The 22,362-nt window shown below is 75.2% G+C and carries 24 protein-coding genes; 5 read left to right on the forward strand and 19 right to left on the reverse strand.

Annotated elements, in window-relative coordinates; genetic code table 11:
* Nucleotides 1-2: 2 nt before the first annotated feature.
* Both JUB12_RS14525 and JUB12_RS14530 read right to left on the reverse strand, forming a co-directional pair.
* A complete protein-coding gene (locus JUB12_RS14525; RefSeq protein ID WP_205696137.1) occupies nt 3-1,238 on the reverse strand; it encodes a LytR C-terminal domain-containing protein in 1,236 nt (411 codons plus the stop codon).
* Nucleotides 1,239-1,306: 68 nt separating this feature from the next.
* Nucleotides 1,307-3,220 carry a nucleoside-diphosphate sugar epimerase/dehydratase gene (locus JUB12_RS14530; RefSeq protein WP_205696138.1) on the reverse strand — a complete coding sequence of 638 codons (1,914 nt, stop codon included), beginning with the start codon at nt 3,218-3,220 and terminating at the stop codon, nt 1,307-1,309.
* A 64-nt stretch (nt 3,221-3,284) separates the two neighbouring features.
* Here JUB12_RS14530 and JUB12_RS14535 point away from each other — a divergent pair, with 64 nt between their 5' ends.
* Nucleotides 3,285-4,259 (forward strand): Gfo/Idh/MocA family oxidoreductase, encoded by a 975-nt coding sequence (locus JUB12_RS14535; protein ID WP_205696139.1) that lies wholly within the window; start codon nt 3,285-3,287, stop codon nt 4,257-4,259.
* On the opposite strand, the gene JUB12_RS14540 is transcribed toward JUB12_RS14535, so the two are convergent.
* Nucleotides 4,256-5,260, reverse strand: a complete 1,005-nt coding sequence (locus JUB12_RS14540; RefSeq protein WP_205696140.1) for a DUF354 domain-containing protein — start codon at nt 5,258-5,260, stop codon at nt 4,256-4,258. The two genes, JUB12_RS14535 and JUB12_RS14540, sit on opposite strands and share 4 nt — an antisense overlap.
* Complete coding sequence (locus JUB12_RS14545; RefSeq protein WP_205696141.1) at nt 5,257-6,342, reverse strand: DegT/DnrJ/EryC1/StrS aminotransferase family protein; 1,086 nt, start codon at nt 6,340-6,342, stop codon at nt 5,257-5,259. The genes JUB12_RS14540 and JUB12_RS14545 overlap by 4 nt, the downstream gene beginning before the upstream one ends.
* 39 nt (nt 6,343-6,381) lie before the next feature.
* Here JUB12_RS14545 and JUB12_RS14550 point away from each other — a divergent pair, with 39 nt between their 5' ends.
* Genes JUB12_RS14550 through purM form a run of 3 tightly spaced genes read left to right on the forward strand, consistent with a single transcriptional unit; the run spans nt 6,382 to nt 8,892 of the window.
* Nucleotides 6,382-7,041, forward strand: coding sequence for a DedA family protein (locus JUB12_RS14550; RefSeq protein ID WP_205696142.1), 660 nt, complete (start codon nt 6,382-6,384; stop codon nt 7,039-7,041).
* Nucleotides 7,031-7,831: an undecaprenyl-diphosphate phosphatase gene (locus tag JUB12_RS14555; protein ID WP_205696143.1), complete on the forward strand. Its 801-nt coding sequence runs from the start codon at nt 7,031-7,033 to the stop codon at nt 7,829-7,831. The genes JUB12_RS14550 and JUB12_RS14555 overlap by 11 nt, the downstream gene beginning before the upstream one ends.
* A complete protein-coding gene (gene purM, locus JUB12_RS14560) occupies nt 7,828-8,892 on the forward strand; it encodes a phosphoribosylformylglycinamidine cyclo-ligase (RefSeq protein WP_205696144.1) in 1,065 nt (354 codons plus the stop codon). Before JUB12_RS14555 ends, purM begins: the two co-directional genes overlap by 4 nt.
* On the opposite strand, the gene JUB12_RS14565 is transcribed toward purM, so the two are convergent.
* The 6 genes from JUB12_RS14565 to flhA form a co-directional block, all read right to left on the reverse strand.
* Complete coding sequence (locus JUB12_RS14565) at nt 8,877-9,488, reverse strand: CHAP domain-containing protein (protein ID WP_205696145.1); 612 nt, start codon at nt 9,486-9,488, stop codon at nt 8,877-8,879. The genes purM and JUB12_RS14565 overlap by 16 nt on opposite strands.
* 102 nt (nt 9,489-9,590) lie before the next feature.
* Nucleotides 9,591-10,391 (reverse strand): flagellin, encoded by an 801-nt coding sequence (locus JUB12_RS14570; protein WP_205696146.1) that lies wholly within the window; start codon nt 10,389-10,391, stop codon nt 9,591-9,593.
* 126 nt (nt 10,392-10,517) lie between these two features.
* Nucleotides 10,518-10,712, reverse strand: a complete 195-nt coding sequence (locus JUB12_RS14575; protein WP_205696147.1) for a hypothetical protein — start codon at nt 10,710-10,712, stop codon at nt 10,518-10,520.
* Nucleotides 10,709-11,029 (reverse strand): hypothetical protein, encoded by a 321-nt coding sequence (locus JUB12_RS14580; RefSeq protein ID WP_205696148.1) that lies wholly within the window; start codon nt 11,027-11,029, stop codon nt 10,709-10,711. The genes JUB12_RS14575 and JUB12_RS14580 overlap by 4 nt, the downstream gene beginning before the upstream one ends.
* Complete coding sequence (locus JUB12_RS14585; protein ID WP_205696149.1) at nt 11,026-12,546, reverse strand: hypothetical protein; 1,521 nt, start codon at nt 12,544-12,546, stop codon at nt 11,026-11,028. Before JUB12_RS14585 ends, JUB12_RS14580 begins: the two co-directional genes overlap by 4 nt.
* On the reverse strand, nt 12,546-14,612 hold the full coding sequence (gene flhA, locus JUB12_RS14590) for a flagellar biosynthesis protein FlhA (RefSeq protein WP_241004275.1): 2,067 nt from the start codon (nt 14,610-14,612) through the stop codon (nt 12,546-12,548). The genes JUB12_RS14585 and flhA overlap by 1 nt, the downstream gene beginning before the upstream one ends.
* 154 nt (nt 14,613-14,766) lie before the next feature.
* Here flhA and JUB12_RS14595 point away from each other — a divergent pair, with 154 nt between their 5' ends.
* Nucleotides 14,767-16,047: a CdaR family transcriptional regulator gene (locus JUB12_RS14595; protein ID WP_205696151.1), complete on the forward strand. Its 1,281-nt coding sequence runs from the start codon at nt 14,767-14,769 to the stop codon at nt 16,045-16,047.
* On the opposite strand, the gene JUB12_RS14600 is transcribed toward JUB12_RS14595, so the two are convergent.
* From JUB12_RS14600 to JUB12_RS14640, 9 genes are all read right to left on the reverse strand, one after another.
* A complete protein-coding gene (locus tag JUB12_RS14600; protein ID WP_205696152.1) occupies nt 16,044-16,928 on the reverse strand; it encodes a DMT family transporter in 885 nt (294 codons plus the stop codon). The genes JUB12_RS14595 and JUB12_RS14600 overlap by 4 nt on opposite strands.
* A 392-nt stretch (nt 16,929-17,320) precedes the next feature.
* Nucleotides 17,321-18,379 (reverse strand): flagellar biosynthesis protein FlhB, encoded by a 1,059-nt coding sequence (flhB, locus tag JUB12_RS14605; protein ID WP_205696153.1) that lies wholly within the window; start codon nt 18,377-18,379, stop codon nt 17,321-17,323.
* 23 nt (nt 18,380-18,402) lie between these two features.
* Nucleotides 18,403-19,164: a flagellar biosynthetic protein FliR gene (fliR, locus tag JUB12_RS14610; RefSeq protein ID WP_205696154.1), complete on the reverse strand. Its 762-nt coding sequence runs from the start codon at nt 19,162-19,164 to the stop codon at nt 18,403-18,405.
* The gene (gene fliQ / locus JUB12_RS14615) at nt 19,161-19,433 is read right to left on the reverse strand and encodes a flagellar biosynthesis protein FliQ (RefSeq protein WP_205696155.1); all 273 of its coding nucleotides are present in this window, start codon (nt 19,431-19,433) and stop codon (nt 19,161-19,163) included. The genes fliR and fliQ overlap by 4 nt, the downstream gene beginning before the upstream one ends.
* 12 nt (nt 19,434-19,445) lie before the next feature.
* The gene (fliP, locus tag JUB12_RS14620; protein WP_205696156.1) at nt 19,446-20,081 is read right to left on the reverse strand and encodes a flagellar type III secretion system pore protein FliP; all 636 of its coding nucleotides are present in this window, start codon (nt 20,079-20,081) and stop codon (nt 19,446-19,448) included.
* Nucleotides 20,081-20,641 carry a flagellar biosynthetic protein FliO gene (locus JUB12_RS14625; RefSeq protein ID WP_205696157.1) on the reverse strand — a complete coding sequence of 187 codons (561 nt, stop codon included), beginning with the start codon at nt 20,639-20,641 and terminating at the stop codon, nt 20,081-20,083. The genes fliP and JUB12_RS14625 overlap by 1 nt, the downstream gene beginning before the upstream one ends.
* Nucleotides 20,642-20,715: 74 nt before the next feature.
* Entirely contained in the window at nt 20,716-21,114 is a 399-nt protein-coding gene (fliN, locus tag JUB12_RS14630; protein ID WP_205696158.1) for a flagellar motor switch protein FliN, read from the reverse strand.
* Complete coding sequence (locus tag JUB12_RS14635) at nt 21,114-21,566, reverse strand: flagellar basal body-associated FliL family protein (protein WP_205696159.1); 453 nt, start codon at nt 21,564-21,566, stop codon at nt 21,114-21,116. The genes fliN and JUB12_RS14635 overlap by 1 nt, the downstream gene beginning before the upstream one ends.
* A complete protein-coding gene (locus JUB12_RS14640) occupies nt 21,563-22,360 on the reverse strand; it encodes a flagellar motor protein MotB (RefSeq protein WP_205696160.1) in 798 nt (265 codons plus the stop codon). Before JUB12_RS14640 ends, JUB12_RS14635 begins: the two co-directional genes overlap by 4 nt.
* Nucleotides 22,361-22,362 lie beyond the last annotated feature (2 nt).

The following is a 22,362-nucleotide window of genomic DNA, read 5'->3' on the forward strand; positions in this document are numbered from 1 at the left end:
CCCTACGGGGTCTGCTGCGCCCCGCCGCCGGCGGTGTTCTGGTCGGCGCCCACCGTGACGACGACGTCCTCGTCCTGCGCGAAGGCCCGGGCCCCGGCGTCGACCGCGCTGATGGCGCTCACGCGCACGCCGATGGCGCGGGCGACGGCGACCGCCGCGCGGCGCTGACCCGGGGCGTACTGCACGATGGTCGAGCCGCGCGACTGGTCGGCGGCGTTGGTGACCGTGCCGATGGCGAAGCCGCCCTGCTCGACGCGGTCGGCCACGCCGCGGGCGAGGCCGGTCGTGGTCGTGCCGTTGAGGACGGCGACGCTGACGTCGCTGGGACGCAGCGCGGCGGTCGTGGTGGTGCGCCCGCTGTCCGTGCCGCCCTCGTCGGCGGGCTCGGTCGTCGCGGCGGGCGCGGGGCCGAGGCGGTTGGGCTCGGGCTCGTCGCTGCCCCCGAGGACCTGGGTGGCGACGAAGATGACGGCCGCCAGCAGGACGGCGACGCCGCCGACGATGGCCAGCGTCGAGCGCAGCGGCGAGCCCTCGTCGTCACGGCCGGGGTGGCCGCCCGCGGCGATCTCGTCGGCGCGGCGGCCGTGCGGGGGACGGCGGGGCGGCGTGGTGCTCGCCGTCGCCGCGGGCTGCGGGGCGCGCAGCGGCTGGGCGGGGCGGTTCGCGGCGGCCCCGGCGGCTGCGGCACCCGCGGCGGTGGCGGCACCGGCGCCGGCCGGCGTGGCGGGCTGGCCCGGTGCGGGCGGGCGCGGCGGCTGCGCCGGCTGGCCGGGTGCCGTGGCGGGCTGGGCCTGGCCGGGCTGGCCCGGCGTCGCAGGCTGGCCGGGGGTCGCGGGCTGGGCCGGCTGGCCGGGCTGCGCGGGCGCCGCGGGAGCCTTCGCGGTCGCCGCGGCGGCGCCGGCGGCGGCCGCGGCACCGGCGCCGGCCGCACTCGCGGCGGCGGGCTGCACCGTGGTCGGCTGCCCGGGGGCGCCGTTGGCCTGGCCCGCCGCGGCAGCGGCCTGCCCCGCGGGGGTGGCCGGCACCTGCGCGGGGCGCGGCTGCGCGACGACGCGCGCGGGCTGCGCCGGCTGGGCCGGGGCCTCCGGCGCACGCCCCGCCCACTCGCGCAGGCGCTTGAGCTCGCGCGCCTGGGCGAAGTAGAGGAGGGACAGCACCGCCAGGCCGACGATCGACGCGACCCCGGCGTACGCCCCGAACTTCTCGATCTGCTCGGAGACGGAGAGGGCGACCGGCATGAGGCGGGGATGCTAGACGTCGGTCCGGTCCGTCGCGGCGCCCCCTGCAGGGGACTTCCCCAGGCGGTCTACGCGACGGGACGGGTGGTGCGCAGCTGCGTCAGCTCCGCGACCTTCTGCGCCAGCCCGGCCGCGTCGCCCTCCAGGACGAGCAGCGCGACCTCGTCGAACATGACCTCGACCGCGGCCGCGTCGATCGGCTCGCGCTCGGCGCGCATGATCTTCTCGGCGGGCGTCGGCTGCTTGCGCTCGAACGGGTTGAAGAGCTCCTCGTGGAGCTTCTCGCCCGGCCGCCGGCCGATCTCCTCGATGGCGATGTCGACGTCCGGGCGCAGGCCCGACAGCTCGATCATGTCCCGGGCGAGCTGCTCGATCTTCACCGGCTCGCCCATCTCGAGCACGAAGATCTCGCCGCCCTGGCCCAGCGACCCCGCGCGGATGACGAGCTGCACCGCCTCCGGGATCGTCATGAAGTACCGGGTCATCCGCCGGTCGGTGATCGTGACCGGCCCGCCCAGCGCGATCTGGCGGCGGAAGATCGGGACGACCGACCCCGACGAGCCCAGGACGTTGCCGAAGCGCACCGTGGCGTAGCGGGTCTGCGGGAAGCGCTCCTGCGCGGCCTCGACGGCGTACTCGGCCAGCGCCTTGGACGCGCCCATCACCGTGGCCGGCGTCACGGCCTTGTCCGTGGAGATCTGGACGAAGGCCTGCACGCCCGCCTCGCCCGCGACGCGCGCCATCAGCCGGGTGGCCAGGGCGTTGTTGCGCACCGCCTCGACCGGGTTGAGCTCCATGAGCCCGACGTGCTTGTAGGCCGCGGCGTGGAAGACGATCGTCGGGCGCTGCTCCTGGAAGACCTCGCGCATCCGCTCGCCCTCCTTGCAGTCCGCGAGGACGGCGGCGAGCAGCGACGGGTGGACGTGGCGGTCGTCCTCGAGCTCGCGCTGGATGCGGAAGAGGTTGTCCTCCGCGTGGTCGACGAGCACCAGGCGCCGCGGCCCGACGCGGGCGATCTGGCGCGCGAGCTCGGACCCGATGGAGCCGCCCGCCCCCGTCACCATGACGACCTCGTTGTGGAGGTAGCGCCCGACCCGGTCGAGCTCCATGCGCACGGGCTCGCGGCCCAGGACGTCCTCGATCTCGACCGGGCGCACCTGGCGCACGGCGGTGCCCCCGGCCTGCAGCAGCTCGAAGACCGTCGGCAGCGTGCGGACGGGGATGGCGCGCTCGCGACAGGCGCGCACGACGCGGGCGCGCAGCTCGCCCGGCGCCGAGGGGATCGCGATCGTGACGTCGTCGGGCTCGGCCTCGTCCAGGACCCGCGCGAGCGACTGGGTCGTGCCCAGCACCCGGACGCCGTCGATGCGCATGCCCCGCTTGGTCGGGTCGTCGTCGACGAAGCCGACGGGCGCCAGGCCGAGCTCGGGGTTGCGGACGATCTCGCGCAGGACGAGCCGGCCGCCGTCGCCCGCGCCGATGATGAGGACGCGGCGCGCGCCGGGCCGCGGCCGGAAGCCGCGCAGCGGGCGCTCGTAGACCGTGCGCGCGACGAACCGCGCGCCGCCCACGAGCAGCAGCAGCAGCAGGAGGAACGACGCGAGGACGCCCGTCGGCACGGTCAGGGTGACCAGGCCGCTCTCGCCCGAGCGCGCCGTGACCGGGTCGAACACCGCGACGTAGGCCGGCACGAAGAGCGTCGCGACGAGCACGGCCTGCGCCAGCGCCACGTAGTCGCGCTGACCGACGTAGCGCCACCACTTCTCGTACAGGCGGAAGAGCGTGAAGACGACGACCGCCGCCGCGACGGCGGGCAGGATCGTCTTGTCGCGCAGCTCGGCGAACTGGTCCGGGATCCCGCGGTCGAACCGCAGCCGGTAGGCCAACCAGTAGGCGAGCGCGACGAGGACCCCGTCGATCGCCAGCTGGGGCAGGGAGTGGCGGTGGAGGGGGATCGCCGCGGGGCGAAGCCGCCGGCGCACGGATGGGAGTCTAGAGCGCCGCACGGGGGCTCAACCTCCGGCCCCCGCGGCCGACCAACCTGGTGTGACGCGCGTCGCGCTCCTCGGCTCCGGGCCGCAGGCCGCTGCCCACGCCGCCGCCCTCAAGGCGGTCGGCCCGGCCGCCGTGCTCGCGGGCGTCCACTGCAGCGACGCCGACGCGGTCACGGCGCTGGCCACCCACCTCGGTGCCCCGGCCGTCGGCGACCGCGACGCGCTGCTGCGCGACGCCCAGCTCGCGGTCGTCGCCACCCCCGCCGAGCGGCGCACCGCCGACGCGCGCCGCGCCCTCGAGCTCGGCCTCGACGTCCTCGTCGAGGGACCGCTCCCCGTCGCCGACCTCGGCGAGCTCCACGGGACCGCGACGCGCACCGGGACCCACCCGGTCCTCGCCGTCTCGCACCCCGCCGCCTTCCACCCGGTGCTGCGCGCGCTGCGGACCCTGCTGGGCGACACGCCGCTCATCGCCGTCGAGGCGACGAACCTGCTGGCCTTCGACGACGCGCCCGGGCACCCCGACGTCACCGGCGACCTGCTGCTCGAGCCCCTGCAGCTCGTCCTCGCCCTCGCGGGCCGGCCGCCGGCGTCGACGCAGGCCGCGGGCCGGCGCTTCCGCCGGGGCCAGGGCTACGACCTCGCCACCGCGACGCTCATCTTCGACGACGACCTGATCGGCGTCCTCACCGCCGGTCGTGCCGGCGCGCACGCCGTCCGCCGCCTGGTGGTCGACGCCCCCGAGGCCCGCGTGACCTGCGACCTCACCGCCGGCACGCTCGAGGCCGCCCGCGACCTCCCGGGCCGCGGCGTCGTGGTCGAGCGCATCGGCCCCGTGCCGGGCACCGCCCACGAGCGCCAGCTCGAGGGCGTCCTCAGGGCCTGCGCGACGCGCCGGCCCCCGGAGGTGGGCGTCGGCGTCGCCATGGCGCTCATGGAGGCCGCCGAGGCGATCCACCGCCGCGTGGAGCTCCTCGCCCACCGCCCGCCGGCGGCGCACAAGCGCCCGCCGCTGCGCGCGGCCTAGCGCGCGACGGGCCGGCAGAGCAGGTCCACCAGGACCTGCGGGTCGCGCCGCACGCGCTCCGGGCCCCCGCCGCCCGCGCCACGCGCCGCCACCACGACGTCCTCGGGTCGCGCGAGCTTGCGCAGCCGCCCCTCGGCGATCAGGCGCTCGTCGACCGCGCCGAGGCGGCCCTCGAACGTCGTCCACACGGGCGTGCCCAGGGCGACGGCCTCGCGGTTCATCGTCCCGCCCGCACTCACCACGACGTCGGCCAGCGCGACGAGGGAGGGCGCGTCGATGGCCCGCTCGGGCACGACGAAGCCGCCGGCCCTCGCGAGCTCCGCGCGCTGGTCGGACGTGCGGGGCAGCACGACGGTCTGCGCGCGCTCGCGCAGGTGCTGGAGGACCCCGGCGAAGACGTCGTTCTCGAAGCGGTGGTAGAGGGAGACCGACGGCGGCGTGCGCACGACCGCCAGGGGCTGGTCGGCCGCGACCCCGAGCTCGTCGAGGACCGCCGGGTCGGGCTCGAGGTCGGCGAGGTAGTACTCCTCCTTGAGCCCCGCGTAGGGCGCGAGCTTGCGCCGCGCGCCGTAGCGGTCCAGGCGCTCGGGCGGGATCGCGTCCGGGACGACGACCGCCTGCGCGAGCCGGCAGTTGACCGTGTGCTGCACGGTCGCCCACTCGTAGTCGAACATCGTCGAGCAGGGGATGCGCAGGAGCCGCGCGGCGACCGTCACGTCGTTGGAGCCGTGACCGAGCGCGAGGTCGAAGCGCCGGCCGCGCGCCCAGCGGGCCAGCGCGAAGGACCGGTCGGCGAGCCCGAGCGCCTTCGCCGCGACGCGCCCGCCGCGGTGGTGGCCGATGACCTGCGCGTCCATGCCGTGGCGCCGCGCGAGCTCGACGGTCTGCGCGAAGTCGCGGGCCGTGACCTGCACCTCGTGGCCCGCGGCGCGCAGCCGCTGGACGACCGGGCGCAGGACCAGGACGTGCGGCGAGTTGGTGAGGTCGACCCAGACCCTCATCCGGCGTGCGGCGCGAAGGCCGCCACGACCTCGCCGACCTGCTCGCGCGTGATCGCCGCGGAGATCGGGATGGCGAGGTGGGCACGCGCCGCCTCCTCCGTCCCGGGCAGCTCGACGCCCCCGGCGAACTCGCGCATCGGCGGCTGGCGGTGGACGGGCACCCGGTAGTAGGGCCGGCAGCCGATCCCGGCCTCGGCCAGGCGCTGCGCCATGCGGTCGCTGTCGGGCGCGCGCACGACGAAGAGGTGCCACGCGGGCGTGGCGCCGGGCGTCGGGTCGGGCAGCGCCGCGTGCGCGTCGAGGCCCGCCTCGGCGTACCAGCGCCCGGCCTGCGCGCGGTGCGCGGCCCACGCCGGCAGGTGCGGGAGCTGCACGCGCAGGACCGCCGCCTGGACCTCGTCGAGGCGCGAGTTGAAGCCGACGCGCTCGTAGCCGACCTTGTCGCGCGAGCCGTGGAAGCGCAGGACGCGGATCGTCTCCGCGAGCTCGTCGTCGCTCGTGGTGATCGCCCCGCCGTCGCCGAAGGCCCCGAGGTTCTTCGAGGGGTAGAAGGAGAACGTCCCCACGGTGCCGATCGCCCCCGGGGCGCCGTCCGGGCCGGTCGTGCCCGCCGCCTGCGCCGCGTCCTCGAGCACCGGGAGCCCGAGCGCCTCCACCTCGCGCACCGGCGCGACGTTGCCGAAGAGGTGGACGAGCACGACGGCCTTCGTCGCCGGCGTCAGCGCCGCGCGCACGTGGTCGGCGGTCGCGACGTACGTCCTGGGGTCGACGTCGCAGAAGACGGGCCGCGCGCCCGCGTTGACGATCGCCTCGGCCGAGGCGTAGAACGTGAAGGACGGGACGACGACGTCGTCGCCGGGCCCGACGCCGAGCCCGCGCAGGGCGACGGTGATCGCCTCGGTGCCGTTGGCCACGCCGATCGCGTGCCGCGCGCCGACCGCCCGGGCGAACTCCTCCTCGAAGGCGGCGACCTCCGGGCCGAGGACGAACGCGCCGCCGTCGAGCACCCGCGCGACCGCCGCGTGCAGCTCGTCGCGCAGGGGCTGCAGCGGCGTGCTGGGGTCGAAGAGCGGGACCGCCACGAGGGGGCAAGCTACCGAGCGCGCCGGTACCCTCGCTCGGTGCTCTCGCTGACGAGCTTGCTCGTCGTCGCGTCGGTCACGGACACCCTGGCGGACTGGGTGACCGGCGTCGTCGACGACATCGGCCTGGTCGGGATCTTCGTGCTCATGGCGCCCGAGAGCGCCTGCATCCCGATCCCGTCGGAGCCGACCATGCTGTTCGCCGGCTTCGCCGCGAGCGACGGCGCCTACCCGTGGTGGGCGCCCGCGCTGGTCGCCTCGGTGGCCAACCTCGTCGGCTCGATGGTCGCCTACGCGGCCGGCTACTACGGCCGCCTCGAGCTCCTCGAGCGCCAGCGGTTCGTGCACATCAGCCCCAAGCACCTCGAGTGGGCCGACCGGTTCTTCGCCCGCCACGGCGACAAGGCCGTCTTCTTCAGCCGGATGCTGCCGATCGTCCGCACCTTCGTCTCGCTGCCGGCGGGCATCGCGCGGATGCCGTTCGGGCGCTTCTGCGTCCTGACGTTCCTCGGCGCCCTGCCGTGGAACACCGGCCTCGTGCTCGCCGGCTACGCGGCGCGCGACAACTGGGACGACCTGCGCGACTACCTGCACCTCATCGACTACGCGGTCGTGCTGGTGATCGTCGTCGGGGCCGGCTGGCTGGCGCTGCGCTGGTGGCGCGGCCGGCGCGCCGAGCCCGCGCAGGATGCGGCCTAGCCGCACCGGCCTGCCGCTGCCCCACGCCGTCGCCCTCGGGCTCCTGCACGGGCCGGCCGAGCTGCTGCCCGTCTCGAGCTCGGCCCACGTGACGCTCGTCCCCGGGCTGGCCGGCTGGCCCTACGGCGCCCTGGCGCCGGAGGTCCGCAAGGCCTTCGAGGTCGCGCTGCACGCCGGGACGCTCGCCGGCGCCGCGCACGTCCTCGGCCGCCCGCGCCCGTGGTTCGCCGCGGTCTCGGTCGCTCCCGCCGCGCTGGTGGGCGCCATGCTCGAGGGGCCGGTCGAGCGGCGTCTGGGGTCCCCGCGCGGGATCGCGCTCGGGCTGCTGGCCGGCAGCGCGCTGCTGCTGGCGGGCGAGCGGGCGGGGCGCCGCGCGCACGCCGCGCGCACCGCGGCCGACGCCCGCCCGGCCGACGCGCTGGCCCTGGGCCTGGCCCAGGCCGCCGCCCTCGTCCCCGGCCTGTCGCGCTCGGGCCTCACGTACGCCGCCGCCCGCGCCCGGGGCTTCGGGGCCGGCGGCGCCGCCGCGCTCAGCCGCGAGGCCGCCGCGCCGGTCCTCGCCGGCGCCACCGTCCTGAAGGGGGTGCGGCTCGCCCGGGGCGGCCTGCCCGCCGGCCTCGCCGCGCCGTTCGCGGCCGGGGCGCTCGCCGCCGCCCTCGGCGCCCGCGCCGCCGCGCCGCTGGCCCGCCGCCCGGTGCCCGTGCGCGCCGCCGTCGCCGAGCGCTGCGCGCTGGCCCTCGCCACGCTGGCCCGCCCGACGCCGCCCGCTGTGCTTCGATGGACCGCATGAGCGACGCCTACGCCGCCGCCGGGGTGGACACCGCGCAGGCCGACGCGGGCGTCAAGGCGCTCGTCGGCGCGCTGAGCCGCGTCGAGCCGGGCCGCCCCTCCGCCTCCGTGGTCCCCAGCGGCCACTACGCGAGCGTCCTGCGCGTCGCACCGGGCCTGGGCATCGCGATCTCGACCGACGGCGTCGGCTCCAAGCTCGTCGTCGCCGAGCAGACCGGCCGCATCGACACCGTCGGGATCGACTGCATCGCGATGAACGTCAACGACGTCATCTGCGTGGGCGCCGAGCCGATCGCGCTGGTCGACTACCTCGCCGTCGAGCAGGCCGACCCGGAGCGCCTCGCGGCCATCGGCCGCGGACTCGCCGCCGGCGCGCAGGAGGCGGGCGTGGAGATCCCGGGCGGCGAGCTCGCCGTCATCCCCGAGCTCATCCGCGGCCACCCGTCGCCCGGGGGCTTCGACCTCTGCGCGACCTGCATCGGGACGGTCGCCCTCGACGACGGCCTCGTCCTGGGCGACCGCATCGCGCCGGGCGACGCGCTGATCGGCCTGCCCTCCAGCGGCCTGCACTCCAACGGCTACACGCTGGCCCGCCGGGCGCTGCTCGACGACGGCGGCCTGGCCCTCGACGCGACGCCCGAGGAGCTCGGCGGCGCCTCCGTGGCCGACGCGCTGCTCGAGCCGACCGTCATCTACGTGCGCGCGGTGCTGGACCTGCTGCGCTCCGACGCCGACGTCCGCGGCCTCGCGCACATCACGGGCGGCGGGCTGCTGAACCTCGTGCGCCTCGGCGACCACGTCGGCTTCCAGGTCGACGCGCCGCTCCCCGTCCCCGGCGTCTTCGACCTCGTCGCCCGCTGCGGCAAGGTCGAGGCCGCCGAGATGTGGGAGGTCTTCAACATGGGCTGCGGCTTCGTCTGCGTCGTGCCCGAGGCCGACGCCGACGCCGCGGTGGCGCTGCTCGCCAAGCGCCACCCGGGCGCCGCGCGGATCGGCACGGTGACCGCCGACGGCGGCGCCGTGAGCGTGCCGCCGCTCGGCCTGGCCTACGGCCGCACGTAGCCGAGCGCGCTGCCCGCCGCGTGCGTGCGGCGGATGACCTGGTCGCTCGAGTTGCCCTCGATGGTGCGGACGGTCCCGTCGGGGTCGACGGACTCGACGAGGCCGACGTGCTCGTCCCACACGATGAGGTCCCCCGGCTGGGGCGGGACGCCGCTGGACGCGGCGTTCCAGCGGCCCGAGCGCTGCCCCCAGGACGCCAGGGCGTCGACGGAGGCGAACCCCTCGCCGCGGTCGCCCAGCGGCGTTCCGGCCTCGCGCGCGGCCCAGGAGACGAAGTACGCGCACCACGGGCCGACGCCCGGGTTGCCGGGCATGGCGGCGCGGTACTGCGCGATGCGCGGGGAGTCGTTGGAGCCGGGCGGCTGCTCGGCCTGGCCCACCTCGCCCTGCGCCGCAGTGACGAGCCGCTGCGCGGGTGTGCCGGCGCCGGCGAGGGCGCTGGCGAAGGAGGTCCCCGCGGTGCCGGCGGTGGCGCCCGTCGGGGTCAGCGTGCCCATGGCGTTCGTCGCCGTCGCCGTCGTGGCGGCAGCCTGACGCGGGCGGGAGACCATGGTGTGGATCTCCGCCATGCGCAGGAGCACGGCCTCGACGCTCATCACCCGAGGTGGTCGGACGGCGGGGACGGACCTTGAGCACGACGACGAGGGGCGGTCCGAAGACCGCCCCTCGCCTCAGGTCCAGCGTGCTGCAGGTGGTGCCTAGCCGCGCAGGAGCGACAGGACCGACTGCGGGGCCTGGTTGGCCTGCGCGAGCATGGCCTGGCCGGCCTGCGTGAGGATCTGGTTCTTGGTCATGGTGACCATCTCCTGAGCCATGTCCACGTCGCGGATGCGGGACTCGGCGGAGACCAGGTTCTCGTGGTAGGTGGCCGTGGCGCCCAGAGCGTGCTCGAGGCGGTTCTGCACCGCGCCGAAGGAGGCACGGGTGTTCGAGACGGCGTTGATGGCGGTGTCGACGTCGGCGAGGATCGTGGCCGAGCTCAGCGTGCTGTACGCGGTGCCGATCGTCGTCGAGAGGTTGACGGTGCCCACCGTGATGGTGTCCGAGTCGTTGGCGCCGACCTGGAAGGTCACGGTGCCAGCGGCCGACAGCAGGTTCACGCCGTTGAAGTTCGCCGACGTGGCGATGCGGTCGATCTCGGAGACGAGCTGGTTGACCTCGGACTGGATCGCCGCGGTGCCCGCGCCGGTCGTGCCGTTCTTGTACTGGACCGCCAGCTCGCGGACGCGCTGCAGCATCGAGTGGACCTCGTCGAGGTTGCCCTCGGCGGTCTGGACCAGCGAGATGCCGTCCTGCGCGTTGCGCTGCGCCTGCGCGAGGCCGTTGATCTGGCCGCGCATCTTCTCGGAGATGCCGAGGCCGGCGGCGTCGTCGCCGGCGCGGTTGATCCGGGAGCCCGTGGAGAGCTTCTCCATGGACTTCGTCAGCGCCGCCGTGCTCTTGGCGAGCGAGCGGTGGGCGCTGAAGGCCTCGATGTTGTTGTTGATGCGGAGGGACATGAGCGATCTCCTTGATCTGTGGGTTGTGTCCCGGGCGACTCCCTGTCGCCCTGTTCTGACCTGGGTGGTCGGCGTCCCGCGCGAGGCCTTGAAGGGCCCGCGGACGTCTGTCGTAGCCCGAAGCGGCTAGGCGAGGACGTCGACGTGCGGCAGGCCGTCGTCGTCCTGCCGGCGCGGCGACGGGCGGCGCTGGGGCGGGCGCTCCTGCGCGAGGTCCTCCTCGGGGTCCTGGTGGCGCCGGGTGACGGGCGCCAGGCGCTCGACGGGCCCCGCCTCGAGCGGGCCGCGGCGGCGCCGGACGGGCTCGATGCGGTCGCTCACGCGGACTCAGCCGCGGCGGCCGCCTCGGCGGCGGCGCGGCGCTCGGCGCGCCGGGCCAGGACGCGCCGGCGCGCGACCTCGAGCTCGGCCATGACGAGCTGGCGCCAGACGAGGACCGCGAAGCCCCAGCACACGAGGCTGCCGGCGAAGCCCGCCATGAGGGCGCGCAGCGCGGCGTCGTCGGCGCCGAGGCCGGCGCGCCTGGCGAAGAGGAAGGCGAGGGCGAAGGCGATCAGGCCGCCGAACCCGCGGGCCTTGCGGACGTGCCGGCGGGCCCTGGGGTGGTTGGCCACCGCGATGGCGACCGCGTCGCTCACGGGACGAGCGCCTCGGCCAGGGCGGTCGCGTCAGCCGCCTCGAGGCGCTCGCCGTGCAGGACGACCGACAGCGGCACGCCGGTCTGGACCGCGAGCGCCACGGCGGTGCCCAGCTGGGCGGTCTCGTCGGCGTGGGTGATCGCGACGGCGGTGACGCCGAGGGCGCCGACGGCGTCGAGCAGCTCGCGCGCGGCGCCGAGGCTCATGGTCGCCGGGATGGCGAGGTGGACCTCGTCGGCGCCGGCGGCGCGCAGGTCGACGGCGAGCTGGCGCAGGGCGTCGGCGTCGCGCGGGGCGGCCGCCGGGAGGTCGAGGACGGCGAGGGCGCCGGCGGCGTGGTCGCGCGCCGCGGTGCCGTCGGCCAGCGGGGCCACGGCGACGCCCGCGGCGGCGAGGCGGCGCCCGAGCTCGGCCCCGCCGTCGGGCGCGCGCAGGGCCAGCGCGGCGACGGGCAGGCCGGCCGCGGCGTGCGCGGCGGCGATGGCCGCCGCGAGCGAGGTCTTGCCGGCGCCGCCGGGCCCCGCGAGGGCGACGACGCGCGGGCCGGCGGCGAGCCGGGCGACTGGGATGCGGCGGGCCAGCGCGGCGACGGCGAGCTCGCGCAGGGGGCGGTCGGTGGCCAGCGGCGCGAGGCGCTCGGTGGCCTCGGCGAGGACGTCGACGGCGAGGCGGTGCGGGACGCCCCGGTCCTCGAGGGCCTCGGCGAGCGCCTCGACCTCCGGGTCGACGGCCGGCGCGGCGGCCGGCTGGGGCAGGGCGGCGACCGGCTCGGGGGTGACGACGGGCTCGGGGACGGCGGGCGCCTCCAGGACGGGCTCCGGCTGCGCCGCGACCGGCTCCTCGGCGACGACCTCCTCCACCGGCGGCGGCGCCCAGGCGCGCGGCTCGGGCTGGGCCTCGTCGCCGGGGGCGTCGACCGGCGCGGGCTCGAAGCCCTCCGGCTCGTGCTCCTCGACGACGAGCTGGGGCGCCTCGGCGACGGGCTCCTCGACGACCGGCTCGGGCTGGGGCTGCTCGGCGACGGGCACCTCGACGACCGGCTCGGCCTGGGGCTGCTCGGCGACGGGCACCTCGACGACCGGCTCGGCCTGGGGCGCCTCGGCGACCGGCTCCTCGGCCACGGAGGGCTCGGCGGCGGGCGGCTCGGCCACCGGCTCGCGTCCGGCGGCGAAGAGGCCGGCGAGGCCCTCGTCCTGCGGTGCGGCGAAGAGGTCGTCCACCGTCACGTCGGTCACGCGGGCGTCGACGTGCGGGCGGTGGGCGGGCGCGGCGGGCGGCAGGACCTCCTCCTGGAGGTCGGCCTCGGCGCGCGACAGCTCGGCGGCGAAGCGCTCGAGCTCGGCGGCGGGCGCCGCGTCGAGCTCCAGGACGCGCTTCTGGAAGAAGCCGCCGACGCCGCCGTCGAGCGCCTCGCGGCGGTCGACGATGACGGCGTCCTCGCCCAGCTCGGCCTTGATCTGCGGGACCAGCTCCTCGAGGGAGCGGCCGCGGTAGGTCTTGGTGCCACGGGTGCTCATCAGGCGTTCACGACTCCGATCGTCTCGACAGAGATGCCCGGAGCGATCTCGTTGTAGGCGCAGACGCCGAGCTGGGGCAGGGCCTGCTCGCACAGGCGCCGCAGGTGGCGGCGCACGCGCGACGAGCAGAGCAGCACCGGCCGGCGGCCCGTCGCGACGAGCTGCTCGGACTGGGCGTTGAGGGCGATGAGCAGCGACTGGGCGCGGCTCGGGTCCATCGCGAGGTACTCCCCGTCGGGCGTCTGGGCGATCGACTGGGCGACCTCCTGCTCGAGCCCCGGGTCCAGCGACAGCGCGCGCAGCGTGTTCTCGCCGTCGACGTAGGGCTCGGTGATGGCGCGCGACAGGGCGACGCGGGCGTGCTCGGCCAGGAGCTCCGGGTCGCGCGTGACGCGCGCGCGGTCGCCCGCCGCCTCGACGATGGCGCCGAGGTCGCGGATCGAGACGCCCTCGCGCAAGAGCGCCTGCAGGACGCGCTGCAGCTCGCCCACGCTGAGCAGGTCGGGCACGACCTCCTCGACGACCGCCTGGTTGGACTCCTTGAGGCGGTCGAGCAGCACGCGCGTGTCCTGCCGGGTCAGCAGCTCGGCGACGTGGCGGCGGATGGTCTCCGTGAGGTGGGTGACGACGATCGACTCGGCGTCGACGACGGTGTAGCCCAGCGCCTCGGCCTCGGCCCGCGCCGCGTCGGAGATCCAGACGGCCGGGAGGCCGAACGCCGGCTCGGTCGTGGGCAGGCCCTCGACCTGCCCGACCGCGTCGCCCGGGTCCAGCGCGAGCTGGTGGCCGGCCATGAGCCGCCCGCGGGCCACCACGGAGCCGCGGACCTTCAGGACGTACTCGTGCGAGCCCAGGCCGACCTCGTCGTGGATGCGCACCGACGGGACGATCGTGCCGGTCTCCGAGGCGAGCTGTCGGCGCACCGCGGAGACGCGGGCCAGGAGCGAGCCGCCGCCCCCGCCGTCGACCATGGGCACGAGGCCGAAGCCGATGCAGAGCTCGAGCGGGTCCATGCCCAGCGCCTCGACGACCGCGTCGCGCGGGGAGGCGGGCAGGGCGGGCGCGGTGGCGGCCGCGACCGCGGCGGCCTCCTCGGCCTGCTCCTTGGCCCCGGCCTCCTTCATGAGCTTGCGGCCCAGCAGGATGAAGCCGGCGCCGATGAGCAGGAACGGCAGCTTCGGGAAGCCGGGGATGAGGGCGAAGAGGCAGATGACGACGCCCGCGACCATCGGCGCCTTCTGCTGCGCGGAGATCTGGCCGGCGACCTGCGTGCCGAGGTCCTGCGCCTCGTCGCCCTCGCCGGCCGCGCGGGTGACGATGATGCCGGTCGCCACCGAGATGAGCAGCGCCGGGATCTGCGCGGCCAGGCCGTCGCCGACGGTCAGCAGCGAGAAGTGGCTCGCCGCGTCGCCGAAGGGCATGCCCTGCATGGCGACGCCGACGACGATGCCGCCGACGAGGTTGATCAGGGTGATGAGGACGGCGGCGATCGCGTCGCCCTTGACGAACTTCGAGGCACCGTCCATCGCGCCGTAGAAGTCGGCCTCGCGGGCGATCTCGGAGCGGCGCTTGCGGGCCTCGTCCTCGGTGATCTGCCCCGAGTTGAGGTCGGCGTCGATCGCCATCTGCTTGCCCGGCATCGCGTCGAGCGTGAAGCGCGCGCCGACCTCGGCCACGCGCCCGGCGCCGTTGGTCACGACGACGAACTGGATGACGATGAGGATGAGGAAGACGATGAGGCCGACGACGACGTTGCCGCCGACCACGAAGTGCCCGAACGCCTCGACGACGTGGCCCGCGTCCCCGTGCAGGAGGATGAGACGCGTGACGCTGATGTTGATCGCCAGGCGGAAGAGCGTGGTGAGCAGCAGCAGCGAGGGGAAGACGCTGAAGTCGAGCGCCCGCGGGACGTACAGCGTGGTGACGACGATCGCCAGCGCGCACGAGATGTTCAGCGTGATGAAGAAGTCGAGGATGGTCGGCGGCAGCGGCACGACCATCATCACGACGACCAGGACCACGACCGCGGCGGCGATGAGGTCCGTCGACCGTCCGAGACGTTGCATCACGGAGGACATCCACCCCTGCCTGTCGGCAGCTGCGCGCCGAAGTTGAGCGGTGGGCGGCGGACGGGCGGAGGTGGCACGGTCCGGTCGGCCTCCTGTACGGTCGCACCGAAGACGGGTCCGACGTCGAGGAGGGGCGTTCCGGGAGATGACGATGGAAGCCGCGCACGTGCAGCTGGAGAGCTTCCCGCAGCGCCACGAGCCGCTGGCGCCGGACACGGCTGCCCGACTACGAGGACTCGCCGCCGCGTTCCTCGAGCAGTGCCGCGAGGGCGACCTCGGCGGCGTGATGTCCAACCACCTGCTCGAGCAGCAGCCCGAGCTGCGTCTGCGCGAGGACGACACGCTCTACGCGGAGACCCGCGCGAGCTGCCAGCAGAACATCGAGGAGATCCTCTCCCGCCTGCACGAGGGCATGCCGGGCTGGGGCGCCGACCCGCCGCCGATGGCGGCCGCCTGGGCGCGCTCCATGGTCCGCCGCGGCGTCGAGCTCCAGGCGGTCCTGCGGGCCTACCGCCTCGGCCACGGCCTGCTGTGGCACGAGTGGTCGGCGTGGGTGCACGACCAGTGCGAGGACACCCCGCAGCGCGCCGAGCTCCTGCACGCCAGCTCGGCGCACATGTTCGCCTACATCGACGCGGTCTGCGCGCGGCTCGTCGAGTTCTACGACCAGGAGCGCCAGCGCTGGGCGCGCAGCGCGAGCGCCGTGCGGGCGGAGGTCGTCCGCCAGCTCCTGGCCCACGAGCCGGTCAACGTCGAGGCCGCCTCGAGCGCCCTCGGCTACGAGCTGCGCCGCCGCCACGTGGCGCTCATCGTCTGGGACGACCGCGAGGTGGCCGAGTCCGACGACGTCGTGGAGGCCGCCCAGGCGTTCTGCGCGGCCGCGGGCCATCCGGACGCCCTCGTCGTCCCCGCCGGCCTGCGCGTGGTGTGGGCGTGGTGCGGCGGCGCCGAGGTCGAGGCCGAGGACTTCGACCTGCGCGACGTCGCGCGCAAGCGCGGCCTGCGCGTCGCCACCGGCGAGGTCTGGGAGGGTGCCGAGGGCTTCGCGCGCTCGCACGAGGACGCGTCGCACGCCTTCCGGGTCGCCCAGGTCCTGCGCCGGCGCCCCGGCTCGGTCACCCGCTTCCGCTCCGTCGCCCTGTCGGCGCTGCTGAGCGCCGACCCGGCTCTCGCGCGCCGCTTCGCCGACGCCGAGCTGACGGTCCTGCGCGGCGAGGACGACGCGACGCGCCGCATCCGCGCGACGCTCCAGGTCTTCCTCGAGGAGGGCGGCAGCTACGTGCGCGCCGCGCGCCGCCTCGGGGTCCACGAGAACACCGTCGCCTACCGCGTGCACCGGGCCGAGGACCTCCTCGGCCACCCGGTGGCCGAGCGGCGCCTCGAGCTCGAGGCCGCCCTGCTCGTGCACCGCACGCTCGAGACCGAGGCCTAGGCCTGCACGGGGCGCGGGCGGCGCACGCCGCCCGTCGCCACCCACGAGCCGGCGAGGATCAGCGCCAGGCCGCCGGCCGCGGCGGCCGTGAGCGCCTCGTCGAGCACGAGCACGCCGAGCAGGACCGCCACCGCCGGGTTGAGGTAGGTGATGACCGACGCCCGCGACGGGCCGACCTCGGCGATCAGGGCGAAGAACAGGACGAAGGCCAGGGCGGTGCACAGCAGCCCGAGCGCCACGAGGCTCGCGACCGCCTCGTCGGTGACGTCGCCGCCGGGCAGGTCGAGCAGCGCGAACGGCAGGAGCATCAGGGCCGAGGCCGCGAAGCTCGCCGTCACCGGGCCCAGCGGCGGCAGGTGGCCGAGGTGGCGCTTGACGACCATCGGCCCGATCGCGTAGCCGACGGTGGCCACGAGGACCGCGAGCGCGCCGACGAGCTCGTCCGCCGACCCCGCGACGTCGACGCCGACGAGCAGCACGACGCCCGCCAGGCCGACGACGAGCCCCGCCAGCCGGCGCGGCGTCGGCCGCTCCTCGGGGTCGACCCGCAGCGCGATCAGGGCGATGACGAGCGGCAGCGCGGCGATGAGGATCGCCGCCAGCGACGAGGCGATCCGCTGCTCGCCGAACGAGATGAGCGGGAACGGCACGACGACCTCGAACAGCGCGTAGACGACGATCGCCCTGGTGTGGGGCCGCAGCCCCCGCAGCGCCCCGGCGCGCCACGCCAGGGGCGCGAGGACCACGACGGCGATGACGACGCGGATCCAGGCGACGAACGCCGGCGGCACGCCGTCGTCGACGGCGACCTTGATGAAGAAGTACGGCAGCCCCCAGACCACCGCGACGGCGGCGAAGAGGGCGGCGCCCCGCGTGCTCACGCCCGCGAGCGTCGCAGGTGGGGCGCGCTTCGGCCGTGACCCGCCGGGTGGGTCGCGTGCCACTCGGGCGGTGCCGGGGTGGGTGGCGTTCCGCTTGGGCGGTCGCGGGGTCCGGGGCGGTCGCGGTTCGGCACCGAGGAGAGGGAGGACCCGCCGCCGCGGTGCCCGCGAGGCGTCGCGACCGGGAGCCCGTGACGCACCTCGCCAGCCGTTGGCGGATTCTCCGGGCATTCCGGGGTGGATCCGCCACTCGATGGGATCGCGCGTCCCGGTGACGGCTGGTGCATGCAGGACATGCTCGAGGCGTCACGCAGCCTCGCGCGGCCAGGTTCCTCGCCCGGCGCGGGGCCCGAGCGGCACACCAGACCGCTCGAAGGACGGCAGCAACCCCCCTACGCCGCCCGCCGCGGCCGCGTGCGGAAGACCCAGGCGAGGACCTGGGCGACGGCGACGTAGAGCTCCTCCGGGATCTCCTCGCCGACCTCGACGGAGGCGTGCAGCGCGCGGGCGAGGGGCGGCTCGGGGACCACCGGCACGCCGGCGTCGCGGGCGAGCTCGCGGATGCGCAGCGCGACGAGGTCCTGGCCCTTGGCGATGACCTGCGGGGCGAGGCTCGAGCCGTCGTACTTCAGGGCCACGGAGTAGTGGGTCGGGTTGGTGATGACGACGTCGGCCTCGGGGACGGCGGCCATCATGCGCGCGCGGGCGGCGGCCATCTGGCGGCGGCGCATGGCGGCGCGGACCTCGGGCGGCAGGCCCTGCTGCTTGAACTCCTCCTTGACCTCCTGGATGTCCATCCGCAGCTGCTTCTCGTGGCGGTAGCGCTGCCAGGCGAAGTCCGCGAGGCCGATGACGACGTAGGCGCCGGCGGCGCGCCAGGCCATGCCGCGGATCTCCTCACCCAGGGCGATGGAGAGCGAGAGCGGCGAGAAGCCCATGAGCGTCCCGACCTCGTCGAGCTTGGGCAGCAGGGCGGCGGCGACGATCGCGCCGACCACGGAGACCTTCGTGACGCTCTTGACGCCCTCGACGAGCGCGTGCTGGCCGAAGATGTTCTTCGCGCCCGTGACCGGGTTGAGCTTCTTCGGGTCGGGCTTGATCGACTGGGGCATCGGCTTGATGCCGACCTGCACCGCGTAGCTCACGACGCCCGCGACCATGCAGACGCCGGCGATCGGCGCGACGGCGAGCAGGACGTCCTTGCCGCACGCGAGGAGGACCGCGCCGATCGTCCCCGCCTCCACGACCTCGGGGTCCGAGGCCAGGGCGATCGTGCGCCGCATGCACGCGGCGAGGCGCTCGCACATGCCCGGGCCGGCGGCCCCGAGCGCGACGAGCGAGGCGAGCAGGACGACCGCGCCGGACAGGTCGGTGGACCGCGCGACCTGGCCCTTCTTGCGGGCCTCCTCCTTCTTCTTGGGTGTGGCCTTCTCGGTCTTCTCGCCCGCCATGCTCCATCACCTCCCGCCGCGGGCTAGGCGCCCAGGAGCCGGTCCTGGAGCCACTGCGACAGGAACGGCAGGGACGCGCCGACCGTGAGCAGGCCGACGGTGACCTTCGCCGGGAAGCCGATGGCGAAGACGTTGAGCTGCGGGACGACCCGCGAGACCAGGCCGAAGGCCGCGTCGGTGAGCACCACGGCGAGCAGGACCGGGCCCGCGACCTGGAGCGCGCCGGCGAAGATGCCCGAGAACGCCTCGACCGCGGTCGCCACCGTCCGGTCGATCGACGGCAGCTCGGTGAGCCCGACGACGTCGTAGCTCTCGGCCATCCCCTGGATGACCCAGCGGTCGCCGCCGATGGCGATGAAGATCATCAGGCCGACCATCGCGTAGGTCGAGCTGAGCACGGAGGACTGCTGGCCGCTCATCGGGTCCACGAGGCCGCCGAAGGTGAAGCCGACGAACGTGTCGAGGAACGCGCCCGCGACCTGGACGGCGGCGAACACCGCGCCCACGGCGAACGCGAAGCCGGCGCCGACCAGCAGCTCCTTGGCGATCAGCCCGCTCAGCGCCCAGGCCTCGAGCGGGATGTCGGCGCCGCGCATGACGACCGGCCCGAGGCCGACCGCCAGGGCCACCGCCACGATGCCGCGCACGCGCATCGGGATCGCCCGCGACGAGAACAGCGGCGCCAGCATGAACAGCGGCGAGACGCGCGCGAGGACCAGGAAGAAGGAGGCGACCTGGGCGGGGTCGAGGATCCCGCCCAGCGTCGGGGACAGGTTCAGGTTCACGTCCCGATGAGCTGCGGGATCGAGCTCCACAGCTCCGTCGTGTAGGCCAGGAGCTGGTTGAGCATCCACGGCCCGCCGACGACGAGGACCGCCGCGGTGGCGAGGATCTTCGGGATGAAGGAGAGCGTCTGCTCCTGGATCTGCGTGACCGCCTGGAAGACGCTGATCACGAGGCCGACGACGAGGCCGACGAGCAGGAGCGGGAGGGCGACCTTGAGCGCGAGCTCGAGGGCACCCGTGGAGATGGTGACGACGGAGTCGGCGTCCATGGCGGCGGCCTCCTAGCCGAAGCTCTCGACGATGGACCTCGTCACGAGGTTCCACCCGTCCACCAGGACGAAGAGCAGGATCTTGAAGGGGAGGGCGATGAACGTCGGTGGGAGCATGATCATGCCCATCGACATGAGCGTCGAGCTCACCACCAGGTCGATCACCAGGAACGGCAGGAAGATCAGGAACCCGATCTGGAACGCCGTCTTGAGCTCGGAGACCACGAAGGCCGGGACGAGCACGTAGGTCGGGACGTCGGCCCGCGTCTTCGGGCGGTCCATCTTCGCGAGCTTCACGAACAGCGCCAGGTCCTTGTTGCGGGTCTGGCGGAACATGAACTCGCGGATCGGCTTCTCGCCGCGCTCGAAGGCCTGGGCCTGCGTGATCTTGCCGGCGCTCAGCGGATCGATGGCGTCCTTCTTGACGTCCTGGAACGTCGGCGCCATGACGAAGAGCGTGAGGAAGAGCGCGATGCCGACGAGCACCTGGTTGGGCGGCGCCGTGGGCGTGCCCAGACCGGTGCGGATGAAGCCCAGCACCACGAGGATGCGGGTGAAGCCGGTGACGGTGAACAGCAGCGCCGGGACGAGGGTGATGCCCCCGACCAGCAGCAGCAGCTGGACCGCCTGGCCGCCGTCCTGCGGCATCAGCGCACGGTCCTCTCGCGCAGCAGGTCGACGACGGTGCGCCGGCGCGCGGGGACGAGCGCCGCGCCGGTCGAGCCGGCCACCACGGCGCCGCCGTCGACCACGTCGTCGTCGTCCTGGGGCGGGAGCAGGCCGAGGCGGCGGGCCTCGTCCTCGCTGTAGGTCTTGATCGGCACCACGCCGTGCTCGGCGCTGCCGACGAGCACGAGCTCGCGGCCGGCCCGGATGAGGTGCACGGAGCGGTTGGGCCCCAGCGCGATGACCGCCTCGCTGGAGAGGCCGAAGCCGGAGGAGCGCTCCTCCTTGCCCCGCTTCATCTGGCGCAGCGCCCAGGCGACGCCGTAGATCACGGCCACGACGACGGCCAGGCCGATCATCGTGCGCATGAACGAGCCACCGCCACCGCCGATCTCGGCGGTGCGCGACGGGCCCTCGTCGGGCAGGTCGAGCGGCTTGTCCTCGCCGTACTTGTCGGCGGCGAAGACGGTCGCGGGGGCGGCCAGGAGCAGGCACGCGGCGGCGGCCGCTCCCGCTGCGATGCGGGGACGGAGGGGGTCCACACCCTGGTCATCGACCAGGCTGGACGGATGTTGAGCGCCGGGCGGACAGGCGTCCGCCCGGCGACCCTGAGGGGCTAGGCCGCGGGCTGCTCGGCGGCGGCCGGGGCCTGCTGCTCGCCCGACAGCCCGGCGATCTCGGTGATGCGCAGGCCGAACTGCTCGTCGATGACGACGACCTCGCCGCGGGCGATCGGGCGGCCGTTGACCAGGAGGTCCACCGGCCGGTCGGCCAGGCGGTCGAGGGTCACGACGGAGCCCGGGCCCAGGGCGAGCGCCTCGCCCAGCGACATGCGGGTGCGCCCGACCTCGACGGTCAGCTCGACCGTCACGTCGGTCAGGCGGCTGAGGTCCGCGGGCAGCTCGACCATGCCGGCGGCGGCCGGGTCGGCGACGCCCGTCGGGGCGCTCGGCACCACGGCGGCGTCGGCCGGGACAGAGGTGTCCTCCAGCGGCGGGAGCTCGACCTCGTCCATCACTGCACCGCCACGTCGGTGAAGAGCACGTCCTCGACCTTGACGTCGGTGGTCTTCTCGATGCGCTCGAGGACCTCGTGCTGCAGGTGCTTGCGGCCCTTCTTGGTCTCGAGCTCCTCGCGCTCGACGCCGGTGATGACGTCGGTGACGATCGCGCGCACGATGGCCTCCTGGGGCAGCAGGCCGTAGCCCTCCGGCGGCTTGGCCGGGGCGGCGGAGCCGTGGGCGCCGCCGGCCGGGGCGGCGGTGTAGCCGTGGTGGAAGACGAGGCCGACGCCGAGCTTGGCGTACCGGCCACCCGCGAGGTTGATCATGAAGTCCTTGGGCAGGACGTAGACCTCGCCCTCGACCTTCGGCTTCGGAGGCGGCGCGGCCTTCGCGACCACCATCTTGTAGTAGCCGCCGCCGCCGACCAGCAGCAGCACCGGCACCAGCATCAGGATCTTCTTCATGGGGTTCGTGCCGTCCTTGGCAGCAGGATCTCCACGCGCCGGTTCAGGGACCGGCCCGCGGCCGTGTCGTTGGAGGTGATCGGATCGAGGTAGGCGCGGCCCGCGGCGGTGAGGCGCCGCTGGGACACGCCCGTCTTGGTGAAGGCGTGGAGGACCGCGGTGGCGCGGGCCGTCGACAGCTCCCAGTTGGAGGTGAAGCCCGAGCCGCCCGTCGGGACCGGGTCGGTGTGGCCCTCGACGACGACCGGGTGCTGGGCCTCGCGGCTCAGGAGCGTCCCGAGCTTGGCCAGCAGCGGGGCGGCCTGGGGGTTCGGCGTCGCGCTGCCCGAGCCGAAGAGCAGGTCGTCGGTGAGGATGCGCACGCGCAGGCCGTCCTTGGACATGCGGGCCTTGACCTTGTTCTGGAGGCCGAGGTCGCGCGCGGCCGCGTCGACCTGCTTCTTGAGCTGCTGGAGCTGGCGCTCCTCGCGCTTGCGCCCGACGTCGCCCTTGCGCTCCTGGACGGGCGCGAAGCTCGGCGGCGCCGAGGACGAGCCCAGCTTGGTCGACTGGTCGTCGCCGCCCGTCTGGCGCAGGCCCTGGCCGCCGGGGAAGATCTTGCCGCTGAAGGCCTCCTGCATCGAGCGCTGGAGGGACTCGAACTTCGACGTGTTCACCGACGAGATCGAGAAGAGGACCATGAACAGCGCGACGAGCAGGGTCATCATGTCCGCGTAGGACACGAGCCAGGCCTCGTCGACGTGCTCCTCGTGGTCGTCGTGCCCGCCACCCTTGTGGCGCCGTCCGGCGGCCATGG

The sequence above is a fragment of the Conexibacter sp. SYSU D00693 genome (genome assembly GCF_017084525.1).
GTDB lineage: Bacteria > Actinomycetota > Thermoleophilia > Solirubrobacterales > Solirubrobacteraceae > Baekduia.

Bases quoted from the DNA above. Each gene is read 5' to 3' on its own strand.
- JUB12_RS14525 (WP_205696137.1), bottom strand. From the start codon at position 1,238: ATGCCGGTCGCCCTCTCCGTCTCCGAGCAGATCGAGAAGTTCGGGGCG.
- JUB12_RS14540 (WP_205696140.1), bottom strand. From the start codon at position 5,260: ATGAGGGTCTGGGTCGACCTCACCAACTCGCCGCACGTCCTGGTCCTG.
- JUB12_RS14555 (WP_205696143.1), top strand. From the start codon at position 7,031: ATGCGGCCTAGCCGCACCGGCCTGCCGCTGCCCCACGCCGTCGCCCTC.
- purM (WP_205696144.1), top strand. From the start codon at position 7,828: ATGAGCGACGCCTACGCCGCCGCCGGGGTGGACACCGCGCAGGCCGAC.
- JUB12_RS14565 (WP_205696145.1), bottom strand. From the start codon at position 9,488: ATGAGCGTCGAGGCCGTGCTCCTGCGCATGGCGGAGATCCACACCATG.
- JUB12_RS14570 (WP_205696146.1), bottom strand. From the start codon at position 10,391: ATGTCCCTCCGCATCAACAACAACATCGAGGCCTTCAGCGCCCACCGC.
- JUB12_RS14585 (WP_205696149.1), bottom strand. From the start codon at position 12,546: ATGAGCACCCGTGGCACCAAGACCTACCGCGGCCGCTCCCTCGAGGAG.
- flhA (WP_241004275.1), bottom strand. From the start codon at position 14,612: ATGCAACGTCTCGGACGGTCGACGGACCTCATCGCCGCCGCGGTCGTG.
- JUB12_RS14595 (WP_205696151.1), top strand. From the start codon at position 14,767: ATGGAAGCCGCGCACGTGCAGCTGGAGAGCTTCCCGCAGCGCCACGAG.
- flhB (WP_205696153.1), bottom strand. From the start codon at position 18,379: ATGGCGGGCGAGAAGACCGAGAAGGCCACACCCAAGAAGAAGGAGGAG.
- fliQ (WP_205696155.1), bottom strand. From the start codon at position 19,433: ATGGACGCCGACTCCGTCGTCACCATCTCCACGGGTGCCCTCGAGCTC.
- fliP (WP_205696156.1), bottom strand. From the start codon at position 20,081: ATGCCGCAGGACGGCGGCCAGGCGGTCCAGCTGCTGCTGCTGGTCGGG.
- fliN (WP_205696158.1), bottom strand. From the start codon at position 21,114: ATGGACGAGGTCGAGCTCCCGCCGCTGGAGGACACCTCTGTCCCGGCC.
- JUB12_RS14635 (WP_205696159.1), bottom strand. From the start codon at position 21,566: ATGAAGAAGATCCTGATGCTGGTGCCGGTGCTGCTGCTGGTCGGCGGC.
- JUB12_RS14640 (WP_205696160.1), bottom strand. From the start codon at position 22,360: ATGGCCGCCGGACGGCGCCACAAGGGTGGCGGGCACGACGACCACGAG.